Below are 15,009 nucleotides of genomic sequence, written 5' to 3' on the forward strand. Positions count from 1 at the left end.
GGAGTACCAGCACGTCAGGATGGACGATGGGGCAATACTGGCGGGCATGACCGGCACCGCTGATATATCGAGGTCACTAGGAGCCAACGCATGAGCACTTCGGCGCAGATCGGCGTCACGGGTCTCGCGGTCATGGGCCGCAATCTCGCCCGGAACTTCGCCCGCAACGGCTACACGGTCGCGGTGCACAACCGGACGTCGGCGCGCACGCACGCGCTGGTGGAGGAGTTCGGGAGCGAGGGCGAGTTCATCGCGGCCGAGACCGCCAAGGACTTCGTGGCGGCGCTGGAGCGGCCGCGACGGCTGGTCATCATGGTGAAGGCCGGTGAGCCGACCGACGCGGTGATCCAGGAGTTCGCGCCGCTGCTGGAGCCCGGCGACATGATCATCGACGGCGGCAACGCGCACTTCGCCGACACCCGGCGCCGCGAGCGCGACCTGCGTGAGCAGGGCATCCACTTCGTCGGCATGGGTGTCTCCGGCGGCGAGGAGGGCGCGCTGCACGGGCCGAGCATCATGCCGGGCGGCCCGAAGGAGTCGTACGACTCGCTGGGCCCGATGCTGGAGAAGATCTCGGCGAAGGCGGCCGACGGGGCGCCCTGTGTGACGCACGTGGGTCCGGACGGTGCCGGGCACTTCGTGAAGATGGTGCACAACGGCATCGAGTACGCCGACATGCAGCTCATCGGCGAGGCGTACCAGCTGCTGCGCGATGTCGCCGGGTACGAGCCCGCGCAGATCGCGGAGATCTTCCGGACCTGGAACACGGGCCGGCTGGACTCCTACCTGATCGAGATCACCGCTGAGGTGCTGTCCCACGTGGACGCCGCGACGGGCAAGCCGTTCGTGGACGTGGTGGTCGACCAGGCCGAGCAGAAGGGCACGGGACGCTGGACCGTGCAGATCGCGCTGGACCTGGGCGTGCCGGTGTCCGGCATCGCGGAGGCGGTCTTCGCCCGCTCCCTGTCCGGGCACGCGGCGCTGCGGGACGCGTCGCGCGGGCTGGCCGGACCGAAGGCGTCGCCGCTGAGCGAGGCAGAGGCGGCGGCGTTCGCCGACCGGGTCGAGCAGGCCCTGTACGCGTCGAAGATCGTGTCGTACACGCAGGGCTTCCACGAGATCGACGCCGCGCGCGCGGAGTACGACTGGGACATCGACCTGGGCGCCGTCTCCGCCATCTGGCGCGGCGGCTGCATCATCCGCGCGGCGTTCCTGGACCGCATCCGTGCCGCGTACGACGCCCGGGCCGATCTGCCGAGCCTGCTGTCGGACGAGACGTTCGCGCAGGAGATCGCGGATGCGCAGGACGACTGGCGTGAGGTGATCATCGCCGCGACTCGGCAGGGTGTGCCGACGCCGGGGTTCGCCGCGGCGCTGGCGTACTACGACGCGTTGCGTGCGGAGCGGTTGCCTGCGGCGCTCACGCAGGGGCAGCGGGACTTCTTCGGGGCGCACACGTATCGGCGGACCGACCGGGACGGGGCGTTCCACACGTTGTGGGGTGGGGACCGGTCCGAGGTCTCCGCCTAGTAGCTCGGCTGGTCAGCACGTATCGCGAGTGCGGCTGCGGGTGCGGGTGCGTGGGGGTTGATCGCGCCCACGCGGCGGAGCCGCACATTGATACAGCTCCGCGCCCCTCGAGGGCGTTGCGGTGGGCGGCGTTCGACAGTCGCCCACCGCTTTCGTTTCCTCGCTCAGGTGAGTGGAGGTCCTGGCTCCGGGTTCGGCACCGGCTCCGGTCCCGGTGGGATCGGGGACGGGGAAGGATCCGGGGGTGGAGTCGGGCTCGGGGGCGGGGGTGGCCCGGGCGCGGGAGGTGGACCCGGCGTCGGGGGCGGCTCCGGGGCGGGCGGTGGCTCGGGGGGTGGGACCGGGTGCGGTTCCGGGCCCGGCGTCGGTCCCGGATGGACGGGGTCAGGATGGACGGGGTCCGGGTACGGATTCGTCATGGCGTCCTCCAGCCAGTCGGTGACGTCGGCTCTGGACTACTCCCCCGCGTACCCGACGGCCGCGCCGACAGTCACTCACCCGCGTCATCGCGGGGGCCCGGGTGGGCCTACCGGAGCTGCACCGCGTCCGCTGCCGCCGCCAGTCCCGGGCCTGGGCTGGACAGTACGGGCACCGGCGTCGTCGCCGACCGCTGAGCCCCGGCGATGGAGACCTGGGCGAGGACGATCGCGTCGGCGTCCGTGACCTCGTCCGCAACGGCTGCCACCAGCCGGGCGCAACCGTCGACGTCCCCCGCGTCGAAGAGCTCCCACGCCCCCTCGACGAGACGCGTCCGCACCTCGACGGGCCGCCCCGCGCGCCGGGCCTCGTCCTCGATCAAGGACGCCGTCGGGCCGAGGGTGCTCTCCACCGTGGCGAGGACGACTACACGCGCGCCCTCGGCCACCGCGGCCGCCGCCATCGGACGGTCGACGCGCAGCACCGGCACCCCGGCCTCGGCTGCGGCCTCCTCCGCGACGCCGCCGATGGTCGAGCAGGTGCACAGCACGGCTCGCGCCCCGTCGGCGACGGCCTGGTGCAGTGCCTTGCGGACATCGCCTGCGACCGCTTCGGTGCCTTCGCGGCGGGCCCGGCTCAGCAGTTCCTCGTCGACGAAGTGCCGTAGTTCCAGGTCCTGATGGTGCTCCTGGCGCAGGGCGTCGAAGACGGGGATGTGCAGGGGTGAGGTGTGCAGGAGGGCGAGCATCAGAACCGCCCGGGGTGGGCTCGCAGCCAGTCCTTCGCCGCTTCCAGCAGCTCGGGGTCGGCCGCCGGGGCCTCGTCGGGGTGGCGTTCGGCCCACTTGACGACATACGGGCACAGCGGCGCGACGACGACTCCCTCACGCGCCGCCATGCCGTACAGCTCGCGTGCGAGGGAGCCCGCGATGCCCTTCCCCTCGTGGGCCGGTTCCACGATGGTGTGGACGGGGACGAGGGCGCGTGCCGGGGCTTCGAGGACGAAGTACTCGATGTGGCCGGTGACTTCGTCGCCCAGGAGGGCTTCCAGACGGCCCGCCGCCCGGTCGTCGCGGATCTCTGTCTCGCTCATCGCACCCTCCTGGGCCTGGGCCGTCTTCCGTTGTCCGCTCGTGCGGGGCCGAGCGCCGTCAGGCCACCGGCACGGCCTGCGGGCTGCGCGCCTGGTCGGAGCCAGGCACCGGCTCGGACGGGTCGGCGCCCAGCGCCACGATGCGGTTGGCGCCGTCCACGTGCACGACCCGGGGCTCGAACTCCCGCGCCTCGGCGTCGGTCAGCTGAGCGTAGCTGATGATGATCACCAGGTCGCCGGGGTGGACGAGATGGGCGGCGGCACCGTTGATCCCGATGACCCCCGAGCCACGCTCGCCCTCGATGACGTAGGTCTCCAGGCGGGCACCGTTGGTGATGTCGACGATGTGGACGAGTTCGCCGGGCAGCAGGTCGGCGGCGTCGAGCAGATCCGCGTCGATCGTCACCGATCCCACGTAGTGCAGGTCGGCCTGGGTGACGGTGGCGCGGTGGATCTTGGACTTGAACATGGTACGCAGCATCGGGGCACTCCGGAGACTAGGCTCCCTGCCTGCGTTATTGCAGGTCAAGGGCTGTTGGCACACCGTACGGCCAGGCGTATGTGGCCGATGCCAGCCTACGCAACAGGCTGGGAACATGGTCGTGACCATCGCCACAGCCTGAAAGAGGGAAGCCGCCGTCTTCCTCCGATCACGTCCGGGTCACTCCACCGCCGTCGGCCTTCGCGACGCCGCCGTCGCCTCGGCCACGTCCGTCAGCGGGCGCAGCCGGTACGTGTAGGAGTAGTCGCGGCTCGCGAACAGCTTGTACTCGTCGTGGGTGTGGGCGCCCCAGCTGTTGTCGCCGCCCAGACCCATCTGGCGGTGGTTGACGCGCAGGACGATCTCGTCGCGCGGGGTGAGCTGGTAGTCGTGGCGGACGCCGGACGACAGGTCCTCCGGGGTGAAGTGGGAGGCGTTGACCTCCAGGAGGGGTTCGCCGGTGACGAGGAGGCCGGTGCCCCTGGCGTCGGTCAGGGCGATCCAGCGGACGTCGGTCTTGTTGCCGTTCTCCTGCGGGCGGATGTACGGGGTCCACTGCCCGGAGACGGTTCCGGAGTACACGCCGACGTCGGTGGCGTCCTTGCGGTCGATGTAGTTGTCCTCGGGTCCGCGGCCGTAGTAGCGCAGCCGCTCGAAACGTCCGGGCAGACGCAGCAGCGTGCCGATCTCCGGGATGTACGGCAGGGACGCGGCGCCCGGGTGCAGGGTGTTGTCGACCTTGATCTCGCCGTTGCCGAACACCGTGTAGGTGGTGGTGTACGTCGACTCGACCGTCGTCGGCAGCGTGCCGCTGACCTTGATCTCCACCGCCTTGTCGCGCAGGGTACGCACCGCCACGTCCATCACCTCGCGGTTCGTGCCCGCGTCGCGCCAGGTCTGGTTGCGGGTGTGCTGGCCGTTGCCGCGGTCGTTCTCGGTGGGCGCCCGCCAGAAGTTCGGTACGGGTCCGGAGGTGATGAGGCGGGTGCCCCGGGCCTCGTACGACGTGATGACACCGGTGTTCTTGTCCACCGTGACCGAGAAGCCCTCGCCCTTGACCACGACGGCCTTGTCGCCGTCCTCGTGGCGGAGTGCCGGCACGTCCGCCAGGGGGACGGGTGTCACGGCCGGGGTGTCGGCGTCCAGGGCGAGTTGCTGCTTGGCGACCTCGAAGCCGGCCTTCGCCCACGGGGAGGATTCCTTGGTGGTGAAGGACAGTTGGAGGTAGTACTCGGTGCCCGGGGCCGGGTCGTCCGGCAGCTTCACCGGCACCGTGATGTCCTTGCTGCTCAGGGGCGCGACGTCCAGCTGCGAGCGGCTCAGCTTTCCGCGCCGCACGACCTCTCCGTCGGCCACGAGCGCCCAACGGCCGTCGAACTCACGGAGGTTGGTGAACAGGTACTCGTTGGTGAGGGTGACGGCCGCGTCCGCGGTCACTGAGTCGCCTGATGTCGGTGCCGCGTTGACCGCCTGGTAGATCTGCTTGACCTCGGCCGCCTTGCCGGTGTGGCGGCGGTCGGCGGTGACGATGCCGTCGGCGTTGGAGGTGCCGTCGTTGGGGTTGTCGCCCCAGTCGCCGCCGTAGGGGAAGAAGGTCTTCTCGCGGGGCTGCTTCTCGGTGAGGCCGACGGTTTCCGCGTCGAACCAGAACCGTACGCCCTCGTCAGCGGGGCCACGGCCGGTGGAGCGGAGTTCGGCGGCGCTCAGCGCACGGGCGTACACGCGCGCCCGGCGGATCGTGCCGCTGAACTCCCGGGTGGGGTTGTCCACGTCGGTGGCGAGGGCGAGGGGCGCGGTGTTGGCGGCGGGTCTGCGGGTGGTGGTCCGGGTGGCCTTCACCGCGCCGTCGACGTGGAGGGTCAGTGTGCCCGCGTCCGCGTCGAAGACGCCGGCGATGTGGTGCTCGCTGCCGGTCCAGTCGGCGGGGAGGGCCCAGCTCGCGGTGATCCACTGGCCGCCGCCGTAGATGAAGAACTCCAGGCTGTTGTTCGTCTGCTTGAGGGCGTACTGGGTGTCGCCCTTGGCGAGGATCGGCTGGTGGTAGCCGGTGTGGTGCGGGGTGACCCAGGCCTCCAGGGTGAGCGAGCCCGTGAGGTCGAGGCGCTCGTCGCGGGGGAAGACGGTCGCGCCGAAGACGCCCTTGGCGCGGTCGAAGGTGCCGCTCGCGGTGAGGATCTCGCCGCGCAGCCCGGCGGGCCCGGACTCGGTGAGGAACTTGCGGGCGGGCACCGGCCAGCTCAGGGACTGGTCGACGAAGTCCCAGATCCAGCCGCCCTGGAGAACGTCGTAGCCACGGACGAGGTCCCAGTACTTCTTGAGGTTGCCGTTCGAGTTCCCCATCGCGTGGGCGTACTCGATCATGACGTACGGCCGGGTGTCGGCCGTGTCCTTCGCGCGCTGCTCGACGCGGGAGGGGCTGTCGTACATCTCCGAGCGGATGTCGCTGATGGTCGGCCGGTCGTCGCCCTCGTACTGGACGACGCGTGTGGTGTCGTACGACTTGATCCAGTCGCGCATGGCTACGAAGGTGCTGCCGCCGCCCGCCTCATTGCCGAGCGACCAGATGACCACCGAAGCGTGGTTCTTGTCGCGGTGGACCATGCTCTGGGCGCGGGCCACGCAGGCCTTGGTCCAGTCGGCGTGGTTGCCGGGGTACTCGCCGCGGATGCCGTGGGTCTCCAGGTTGGTCTCGTCGACGAGGTAGAGGCCGTACTCGTCCGCGAGTTCGTACCAGAGCGGGTTGTTGGGGTAGTGCGAGGTGCGGACGGAGTTCATGTTCATCCGCTTGATGATCTCGATGTCCGTGACCATGTGCTCGCGGGTGAGCGACATGCCGCTGTCGGGGTGCATCTCGTGCCGGTTCGCGCCGCGGAAGGAGACCGGCTTGCCGTTGATCCGCATCAGGCCGTCCTTGAGCGCGAACTCGCGCAGGCCGACGCGGTGCGAGAGGGTCTCGATCACCTTTCCGGCCGGGTCGCGCAGACGCAGTACGGCGGTGTAGAGGTTCGGGTGCTCGGCGGACCACAGCTTCGGCTCGGGCACGGCTCTGCTCGCCCGGACGGTGACGTCCTCTCCGGCGGGGGCGGAGGCGAGGTCGACGGGCTGCTGGAGGGGCCTCGGCCAGACGGCGTGGCCGCGGGAGTCGTACAGCTGCGTCTCGACGGAGTAGCCGCCCTCGCTCGTCCCGCCGTACGAGCGCACGCTCGCGGTGACCGCCAGCTCGGCGGCCGTGTAGTCGTCGCTGAGCGGGGTGTCCAGCTTGAAGTCGCGCAGGCGGACTTCCGGCGTGGAGTAGAGGTAGACCGAGCGGAAGATGCCGCTCAGCCGGATCATGTCCTGGTCCTCCAGCCAGTCCCCGTCGGAGAAGCGGTACACCTCGACGGCGATCTGGTTGGTGCCGGGCTTGAGGTGCGCGGTGATGTCGTACTCGGCGGGGGTGAACGAGTCCTCCGCGTACCCCACCAGCTCCCCGTTGATCCACACGTAGTGCGCGGACTTGACGCCCTCGAAGTGCAGGAAGGTGCGTCTCCCCTTCCAGCCGCGCGGCACGGTGAAGGTGCGCCGGTACTGCCCCACCGGGTTGAAGCGGGTCGGCGCGGCCGGGGGCTGGGCCTCCTCGCCGAGGCCGTTGGGTCCCCACCAGGGGTAGGTGATGTTGACGAAGATCGGGCGGTCGTAGCCGTGCATCTGCCAGACGGAGGGGACGGGAATGGTGTCCCAGTCGCTGTCGTCGACGTCGGTGCGGTGGAAGTCGGCGTCGCGGTCGTCGGGCCGGTCGGCGTAGGCGAACTTCCACTTGCCGTCGAGGCCGATCCGGTACGGCGAGCGGGTCCGGTCGGCGTCCAGCGCCTGTCTGACGTCCGCGTACGGCATGAGGGTGGTGTGCGGCGGCTGGGTGCCGATGCGGAAGACGTCGATGTGGCCGTTCCACTCCGGGGTGCCGGCCGCCGCCCCTTCGGCCGCGTGCACCGTGGCGGACGATCCGGAGACGGCGAGCGCGCCGAGCAGCGCGGCTCCTCCCTCCAGAAGACGGCGGCGGCTGACCGGCATGCCCGGGGAGCGGGACGGGCCGGCGGGAGACACGGGAGAGAGCGGCATTGACGGCGGCCTTCCTCGGGACGACTGTGCGGCGCTGCACGGCTTTGAGGGAGCGTCAGATCATGTGCGGTGCTGTTGGCAAACCGAACGCACACTAGGTTGTGGAGACGGTTGAAGCAACGATGTTGTCGATGTTTGTGTGTTCCTGATGGCTACCGGACCCGACCTTGGCCGAATCCAGCCGCTCGGCCGAATCCTGCTGCCGGAACGCCGGATCCGGCTGCTGGAACTGCGTCCGGTGCAGCTCGGCATAGCGTCCCTCCGCCGCCAGCAACTCCTCGTGCGTGCCGCGCTCCACGATCCGGCCGGCCTCGACGACGAGGATCTGGTCCGCCGCCCGTACGGTGGACAGCCGATGGGCGATCACGACCGCGGTCCTGCCCTCCAGCGCCTCGGTGAGCGCCTCCTGGACGGCTGCCTCGGAGGTGTTGTCGAGGTGGGCGGTGGCCTCGTCGAGGATGACGACGCGCTGACGGGCCAGCAGCAGCCGGGCGATGGTCATGCGCTGGCGTTCGCCGCCGGAGAGCCGGTAGCCGCGCTCGCCGACCACCGTGTCGAGGCCGTCGGGCAGGGACCGTACGAGTTCGTCGAGGCGGGAGCGGCGCAGGGCGTCCCAGAGTTCGTCGTCGGTGGCGGTGGGGCGGGCCAGCAGCAAGTTGGCGCGGACGGTGTCGTGGAAGAGGTGGCCGTCCTGGGTGACCATGCCGAGGGTGCCGCGCAGGGACTCGGCACTCAGGTCGCGGACATCGACGCCGCCCACGCGTACGGCGCCCTCGTCGACGTCGTAGAGCCGCGGCAGGAGTTGGGCGACGGTCGACTTGCCCGCGCCGGACGAGCCGACGAGGGCGACGGTCTGGCCGGGTTCGGCGCGGAAGGAGATGCCGTGCAGCACCTCGGCGCCGCCGCGCGTGTCGAGGGACGCGACCTCCTCCAGGGAGGCGAGGGAGACCTTGTCGGCGGACGGGTAGCCGAAGCGGACGTTGTCGAACTCCACCGCCACCGGGCCGTCGGGGACCTGCTGCGCGTCCGGCTTCTCCTCGATCAGCGGCTCGAGGTCGAGCACCTCGAAGACCCGCTCGAAGCTCACCAGGGCGCTCATGACCTCGACACGGGCGCCGGCGAGCGCGGTGAGCGGCGCGTACATACGGGTCAGGAGCAGCGCCAGCGAGACGACGGCGCCCGGCTCCAGGGTGCCGCGCAGGGCGAACCAGCCGCCGAGGCCGTAGACCAGGGCGAGGGCCAGGGCGGACACCAGGGTGAGCGCGGTGATGAACACCGACTGGGCGGTGGCCGTCCGCACGCCGATGTCGGCGACCCGGCGAGCTCGGGACGCGAACTCCTCCGACTCCTCCCCCGGGCGTCCGAACAGCTTGATCAGCGTGGCGCCGGGTGCCGAGAAGCGCTCGGTCATACGGGTGCCCATCGCGGCGTTGAGCGCGGCCGCCTCCCGCTGCATCCGGGCCATGCGGTGGCCCATGCGTCGGGCCGGGAGCACGAACACCGGGAGCAGGACGAGGGCGAGCAGGGTGATCTGCCAGGACAGGGTGAGCATGACGGCGAGGGTGAGCAGCAGCGTGACGAGGTTGCTGACCACTCCGGACAGCGTGTTGCTGAAGGCGCGCTGGGCGCCGATCACGTCGTTGTTGAGACGGGAGACGAGCGCTCCCGTACGAGTGCGTGTGAAGAACGCGACCGGCATGCGCTGCACATGATCGAACACAGCCGTCCGCAGATCGAGGATGAGACCCTCGCCGAGGGTCGCCGACAGACGCCTCGCGAGGATCCCGAGCGCCGCCTCCCCCACCGCGATCAGGGCGATCAGCAGGGCCAGACGGACGACGGTGCCCTCGGCGCCGCCCGTCACGATCGCGTCGACGACGCGTCCGGCCAGCACGGGGGTCGCGACGGCGAGCAGCGCGGTCACCACCCCGAGCACGACGAAGAGCGCGATCCTGCGGCGGTGCGGGCGGGCGAACGCGCCGATGCGGCGCAGCGTCGCGCGGGCGAACGGGCGACGCTCCCGTTCGGCGCTCATGACGCTCTGCAGCTGTGTCCAGGCTGTGGTCTCCATACTCATGAGAGGGAACGTAGAACCTCAAGCAGTCTTGAGGTCAACATCGCAGAGTCCGGGAGCGGCGGCACGGACGGAGCCGAGGGCGGTATCGGCGGCTTCGCGAAGATCGACAGTCGTCCGCAGCCGGTCCGTAAGCCGCCGTCTCCGCTGCCGCAACCCGCCGTTGTCGCGGCGCGGAGAACCTCTCCGAATGTGACAGCGGTACGACTCTCCCTGGGACGCCTGCTCCGGCGCGTCCCGCTCCGCCGGATACTGGTCCTGCTCCCACTCGTCCTCGTGGTCGTGGTCGCGGTGCGGCACCGGGCCGTGCTCGCCGAGGGCATCGGTCATCTGGCGACGGCCAAGTGGCCGTGGCTGTTCGCCGCGGCCTGCGCCACCTGCCTGACCTGGGTGGCTGCGGCGGTGACCCGGCAGGGTGCCGTGGTCGACCGGCTGCCGAAACTGCGGCTGCTCGTCACACAGTTCGCGGCGGGCTCGGCCAATCACCTGCTGCCCACCGGGCTGGGCGCGAGCGCGGTCAACCTGCGCTTCATGACAGTGTGCGGGCTGCCGCTCGCCCGCTCCTCGGCCGCGCTGGCGCTCTATCTGCTCGCGGAGAGCGTGGCCCGGGTCGGTCTGCTGGCCGCGCTGTTGATCGCCTTCCCCCATGCGCTGCAGCTCGGCCCCCTTCTCCCGGAGGGAGCCTGGGGCCCGCTGTTGCTGATCATCGGCGCGGCGGCCGTCCTGGTCGTGGCCGTCTTCGCACTCGTACGCCGACTGCGCGCCGCCGTGGCGTCGTTCCTGCGCACCGCGCTGGGCGAGGCGCGCTCGGTGCACGCCCGGCCCTCCCGGGCGCTGGCGCTGTGGGGCGGTTCGCTGGCGTTTCCGACGCTCCAGGCGGCCGGGCTGGTCCTGGTCGGGCTCGCGCTGGGACTGGACGTGCCGCCGGCGCACATGGCGCTCGCGTATCTGGCGGCGACCGTCGCCGTCGCCCTCGTGCCCACACCGGGTGGCGTCGGCTCGGTCGAGGCCGCGCTCGTCGTGGCGCTGGTGGCGGCGGGCGCGCCGGTGGCAGTGGCCACGGCGGTGGTGCTGGCGTACCGGATCATCACGGTGTGGCTGCCGCTGCTGCCGGGGGCGTTGACGCTGGGGGCGCTCGTGCGCTGGAAGGTCATCTGACCGGTCGGTCGCGATGGAAGGTCACCCGACCGGTCAGTAACGTACGGGGTCCGACCCACGGAAAGGGCACCCCGCCATGCCGGTCCGCGTCGAGCGCCAGGAACACGTCACCACCGTCGTCCTCTCCCGGCCCGAGGTCCGCAACGCGGTCGACGGTCCGACGGCCGCCGAACTCGCCGCCGCGTTCCGGGCGTTCGAGGCGGACGACGAGGCGCGGGTGGCGGTGCTGTGGGGCGAGGGCGGCACGTTCTGCGCGGGCGCCGACCTGAAGGCGCTGGGCGGCGACCGGAGCAATCGGGTCGCCGAGGACGGTGACGGCCCGATGGGGCCGACCCGGCTGCGGCTGTCGAAGCCGGTGATCGCCGCGGTGGCCGGACACGCGGTGGCGGGCGGCCTTGAGCTGGCGCTCTGGTGCGATCTGCGGGTGGCCGAGGAGGACGCGGTCTTCGGGGTGTTCTGCCGCCGCTGGGGCGTACCGCTGATCGACGGCGGCACGGTACGGCTGCCCCGGCTGATCGGCACGAGCCGCGCGCTGGACATGATCCTGACCGGGCGGCCGGTCTCGGCTGACGAGGCCTACGGCATGGGGCTCGCCAACCGTGTCGTGCCGCATGGGCGTGCCCGCGCCGAGGCGGAGGAGCTGGCCGCCGTGATCGCCCGGTTCCCGCAGGGCTGCCTGCGCGCCGACCGTGCCTCCGTGCTCGACCAGGAGGGGCTGGACGAGCGGGCGGCGATGCGGGGTGAACTCCGGCACGGGACGGGTGTGTTGGCGGACAGTCTGGAGGGCGCCGCCCGCTTCGCCTCGGGTGCGGGGCGGCACGGGTCGTTCACGGAACTCTGAGGGCGCGGGCATTTCTGCGAACCCAGGCAACTCTGCGCACTCAGGCAACTCTGCGAGCACAGGCAACTCTGAGAGCGCACGCAGCCCAAGCGTGCCCGGTCCGTACGCCGGGGCGCGCGTCGGCAAGCGCCCGTCGTGCCGCACCCACGCATCAAGCGCGCCCCGGGATGCGGTCGTTCGGCCTCGGAGTCGGCCGGAGTTCCGGGGAGAATGCCCGAAAGCGACCGATGAGGCCGTCCGCCCGACGATCCCGGCACGAACACGTGTACCCGATACGGCAGGATGAACCCTCGTGCCGGTCACGGGGGACGGGGTGGCCGGCGCGACGGCACATCGCGGAATCGAGCAGGTGACAACGTGACGAGACTTCACATCCGGCCGTCGGCGAAGGGGTTCGCCGCCGCTTTTCTCCCCGGAGGTGACCGGTGACGCGAGCGCTCACTGTGGACGACCTGGTCATCGCCGGGATCGCGCTGGCGGCGGGGCTGCTGGCGGCCTTCCTGCTGCGGATGCTGCTGCGCTGGCTGGGCAAGCACGCGGACCGCACCCGCTGGAGCGGTGACGACCTCATCGTGGACACGCTGCGCACCGTGGTGCCGTGGGCGGCGTTCCTCGGCGGCGCGGCCTCGGCGGGAGCGGCGCTGCCGCTGACGAAGACGGTCCAGCACAACGTCAACCAGATCCTGACCGTGCTGCTCATCTTCGTCGTGACGCTGTCGGTGGCCCGCGGGATCGCCGGGCTGATGCGGACGGTCACCCAGTCCCGCCCCGGCGTCGCCGGCTCGGCCACGATCTTCGTCAACATCACCCGGGTCCTGATCCTGGCCATCGGCTTCCTGGTGGTGCTGCAGACGCTGGGCATCTCCATAGCGCCGCTGCTCACCGCGCTGGGCGTCGGCGGTCTGGCGGTCGCGCTCGCCCTGCAGGACACGCTCGCCAACCTCTTCGCGGGCATCCACATCCTCGCCTCCAAGACCGTCCAGCCCGGCGACTACATCCGGCTCAGCAGCGGCGAGGAGGGCTACGTCGAGGACATCAACTGGCGCCAGACGACGGTCCGCAACCTGTCCAACAACCTGGTCGTGATCCCCAACGGGGAGCTCGCGAAGACGAACATGACCAACTTCATGCGTCCCGAGCAGCAGTTGACGATCCTGGTCCAGGTCGGCGTCGCCTACGACAGCGACCTGGACCACGTCGAGCGGGTGACGAACGAGGTCATCGGCGAGGTGATGGCCGAGGTCGAGGGGGCCGTGCCGGACCACGAGCCGATCATCCGCTTCCACACCTTCGGCGACTCCCGGATCGGCTTCACCGTCATCCTGGGCGTCGGCGAGTTCAGCGACCAGTACCGGATCAAGCACGAGTTCATCAAGCGCCTGCACAAGCGCTACCGCGCCGAGGGCATCCACATCCCGGCGCCCACTCGCACGGTGGCCATCCAGCAGGGCTCGGTGGCGATTCCCCAGCAGCGCATCCCCGGGGAGGCGGACGAGATGACCCCCGTCCGCCTCGACTGACCTGCCCGACGTCCCTACAGGGTGGCCGAGTTGTCGTGGGAGCGGCTGCGCTTACGGCTGTGCGGCGCGGCGAGCGCCGGGTTCACCGGCGTGACCGTCCAGTCCGGGTGCCCCGGCATCCGCGGCGTCTTCGTGCCGTACAGCCAGTCCCGAAGGAATCCGGACAGATCCTGACCGGAGACCTCGGAGGCGACGGCGATGTAGTCGGCCGTCGACGCCGAGGAGTTGCGGTACCGGTCGAGGAAGGCGCGCTCCAGCGCGTTGAAGGCGCTCTCGCCGACGAGGTTGCGCAGCGCGTACAGGACCAGCACGCCGCCCAGGTAGCGCTGGCCGTCGAACAGGTTGGCCGCGTTGGGCGCGGCGACCGGCCCGGAGTCGCGCCGCCACTGGTCGCCCTGCGCGTAGGTGTGCTTCATCCGGGCTTCCAGGGTGGTCATGCCCAGGGAGTCCGGCCAGCCGCGCTCGTAGCGGTAGAGCAGCCCGTAGAAGTCGGCGTGGCCCTCGTTGATCCACAGGTCGGCCCAGGAGGCGGGGCTGACGCTGTTGCCGAAGTAGGAGTGGACCAGCTCGTGCATCATGTGCGAGCCGATCTTCGGCTCCGCCTGGAGCAGATAGTTCGGCTTGTAGATGGTCAGGGTCTGGGTCTCCAGGCCGGTGAAGTCGAAGGCGTTCGGGGCGTCGGAGTTGCAGGGCAGCAGGCCGTACGTCTCGAAGGGGTAGGCCCCGAGCCGCGCCTCCAGCCACTCGACCAGGTTCGGCGTCAGCGCGAGCGCCGGTTCCAGTGCCTCGGCGCGCGCGACCGGGACGACGTCGCGCAGCGGGAGGCCGTGCGGGCCCTGCCGGTCCTTGATCACGTAGTCGCCGACCGTGATCTGCACCAGTTCGGTGGCCATGGGCTCGCGGGAGCGGTACGTGTAGGCGGTACGGCCGCCGGAGAGGCTCTCGGTGCGGACGAGCAGGCCGGTGGCCACGCCGCGCAGGCCGCCGGGGACGGTTATGCGGAACGTGAAGTCGGCCTTGTCGGAGGGGTGGTCGTTGCACGGGAAGACGGTGTGGGCCAAGTTCGGCTGGCAGCAGACTGCGAACCCGTCCAGCGTGTCGACCCAGCCGGTGTGCGGCGGCAGGATACGGCGCGGATCCGCCGAGTACTCGACGCAGACGGTGACCCCGGACTTGGCGGGCAGGGTCCGGGCCGGCGTGATGCGCAGCTTCTCGCCGACCTGCTCGTACGTCGCCGTGCGGCCGCCGACGCGGACGGCGCGTATGTCGAGGCCGAGGGCGTCGAGGGAGAAGCGGGTCAGGGCCTGGGTGGTGCGGATCCGCAGGGTCGCGGTGGCATCGACCAGGCGGGTCGTGGCGTCGTAGGAGAAGTCGAGGTGGTAGGCCGCGACGCGGTAGCCGTCATTGCCGAGGGCCGGGTAGACGGGGTCGCCGAGGGTCTCGGGGCCCGGGGTGCCGGAGGTCTTGGCGGCCGACGTCCCCGTGCGTGTCGGTGCCGCGTGGGCGGAGGGGGCGGCGGCGAGGGCCGCTGCCGTGCCGATCAGGGCGGCCGCGGGGGCCGTCACTCGGGTGCGATATCTCATGGTCCGCTTTCGCTGGGGCAGCCGGATGGTCAGGCCCGGCCGCCGGATCGGTGATCTCCCTACATGACTCTGCGATCAGGCGATCCGGTTGCACGGAGGCGGTGCCTCCATTTGCGCGGATCCAAGATGTCGGCGCAGATACCGCACCACTGTGCGGACCCCTGTCGAGCCGAGGTCGATCACGAGATATCTTGATGTCGAGCAATGTTGCAGAC

At 70.8% G+C, this 15,009-nt stretch carries 10 protein-coding genes; 4 read left to right on the plus strand and 6 right to left on the minus strand.

Features of this window, described 5'->3' with window-relative positions; translation table 11 throughout:
- The first annotated feature begins 90 nt into the window (after nt 1-90).
- Entirely contained in the window at nt 91-1,530 is a 1,440-nt protein-coding gene (gndA, locus tag ABD932_RS39145) for an NADP-dependent phosphogluconate dehydrogenase (protein ID WP_345020619.1), read from the plus strand.
- A gap of 526 nt (nt 1,531-2,056) precedes the next feature.
- On the opposite strand, the gene ABD932_RS39150 is transcribed toward gndA, so the two are convergent.
- The 5 genes from ABD932_RS39150 to ABD932_RS39170 form a co-directional block, all read right to left on the minus strand.
- Nucleotides 2,057-2,695 (minus strand): aspartate/glutamate racemase family protein, encoded by a 639-nt coding sequence (locus tag ABD932_RS39150; protein WP_345020621.1) that lies wholly within the window; start codon nt 2,693-2,695, stop codon nt 2,057-2,059.
- Nucleotides 2,695-3,039: a GNAT family N-acetyltransferase gene (locus ABD932_RS39155; RefSeq protein ID WP_345020623.1), complete on the minus strand. Its 345-nt coding sequence runs from the start codon at nt 3,037-3,039 to the stop codon at nt 2,695-2,697. The genes ABD932_RS39150 and ABD932_RS39155 overlap by 1 nt, the downstream gene beginning before the upstream one ends.
- Before the next feature lie 58 nt (nt 3,040-3,097).
- Nucleotides 3,098-3,520: an aspartate 1-decarboxylase gene (gene panD, locus ABD932_RS39160; RefSeq protein WP_345020624.1), complete on the minus strand. Its 423-nt coding sequence runs from the start codon at nt 3,518-3,520 to the stop codon at nt 3,098-3,100.
- Nucleotides 3,521-3,700: 180 nt separating this feature from the next.
- Entirely contained in the window at nt 3,701-7,618 is a 3,918-nt protein-coding gene (locus ABD932_RS39165; RefSeq protein ID WP_345020628.1) for a glycoside hydrolase family 2 TIM barrel-domain containing protein, read from the minus strand.
- A 94-nt stretch (nt 7,619-7,712) separates the two neighbouring features.
- Nucleotides 7,713-9,695, minus strand: a complete 1,983-nt coding sequence (locus ABD932_RS39170) for an ABC transporter ATP-binding protein (RefSeq protein ID WP_345020630.1) — start codon at nt 9,693-9,695, stop codon at nt 7,713-7,715.
- A 189-nt stretch (nt 9,696-9,884) separates the two neighbouring features.
- Between ABD932_RS39170 and ABD932_RS39175 the strand changes: the two genes are divergently transcribed.
- The 3 genes from ABD932_RS39175 to ABD932_RS39185 all read left to right on the plus strand — a co-directional run bounded on the left by ABD932_RS39175 (nt 9,885) and on the right by ABD932_RS39185 (nt 13,211).
- Complete coding sequence (locus ABD932_RS39175) at nt 9,885-10,850, plus strand: lysylphosphatidylglycerol synthase transmembrane domain-containing protein (RefSeq protein WP_345020632.1); 966 nt, start codon at nt 9,885-9,887, stop codon at nt 10,848-10,850.
- 76 nt (nt 10,851-10,926) lie between these two features.
- Nucleotides 10,927-11,691 (plus strand): crotonase/enoyl-CoA hydratase family protein, encoded by a 765-nt coding sequence (locus ABD932_RS39180; RefSeq protein ID WP_345020633.1) that lies wholly within the window; start codon nt 10,927-10,929, stop codon nt 11,689-11,691.
- Nucleotides 11,692-12,116: 425 nt separating this feature from the next.
- Nucleotides 12,117-13,211, plus strand: a complete 1,095-nt coding sequence (locus ABD932_RS39185) for a mechanosensitive ion channel family protein (protein WP_345020635.1) — start codon at nt 12,117-12,119, stop codon at nt 13,209-13,211.
- 14 nt (nt 13,212-13,225) lie between these two features.
- On the opposite strand, the gene ABD932_RS39190 is transcribed toward ABD932_RS39185, so the two are convergent.
- Nucleotides 13,226-14,794 carry a M1 family metallopeptidase gene (locus ABD932_RS39190; protein WP_345020637.1) on the minus strand — a complete coding sequence of 523 codons (1,569 nt, stop codon included), beginning with the start codon at nt 14,792-14,794 and terminating at the stop codon, nt 13,226-13,228.
- Nucleotides 14,795-15,009 lie beyond the last annotated feature (215 nt).

It is taken from the genome of Streptomyces shaanxiensis (assembly GCF_039537145.1).
GTDB classification, from domain to species: Bacteria; Actinomycetota; Actinomycetes; order Streptomycetales; family Streptomycetaceae; genus Streptomyces; species Streptomyces shaanxiensis.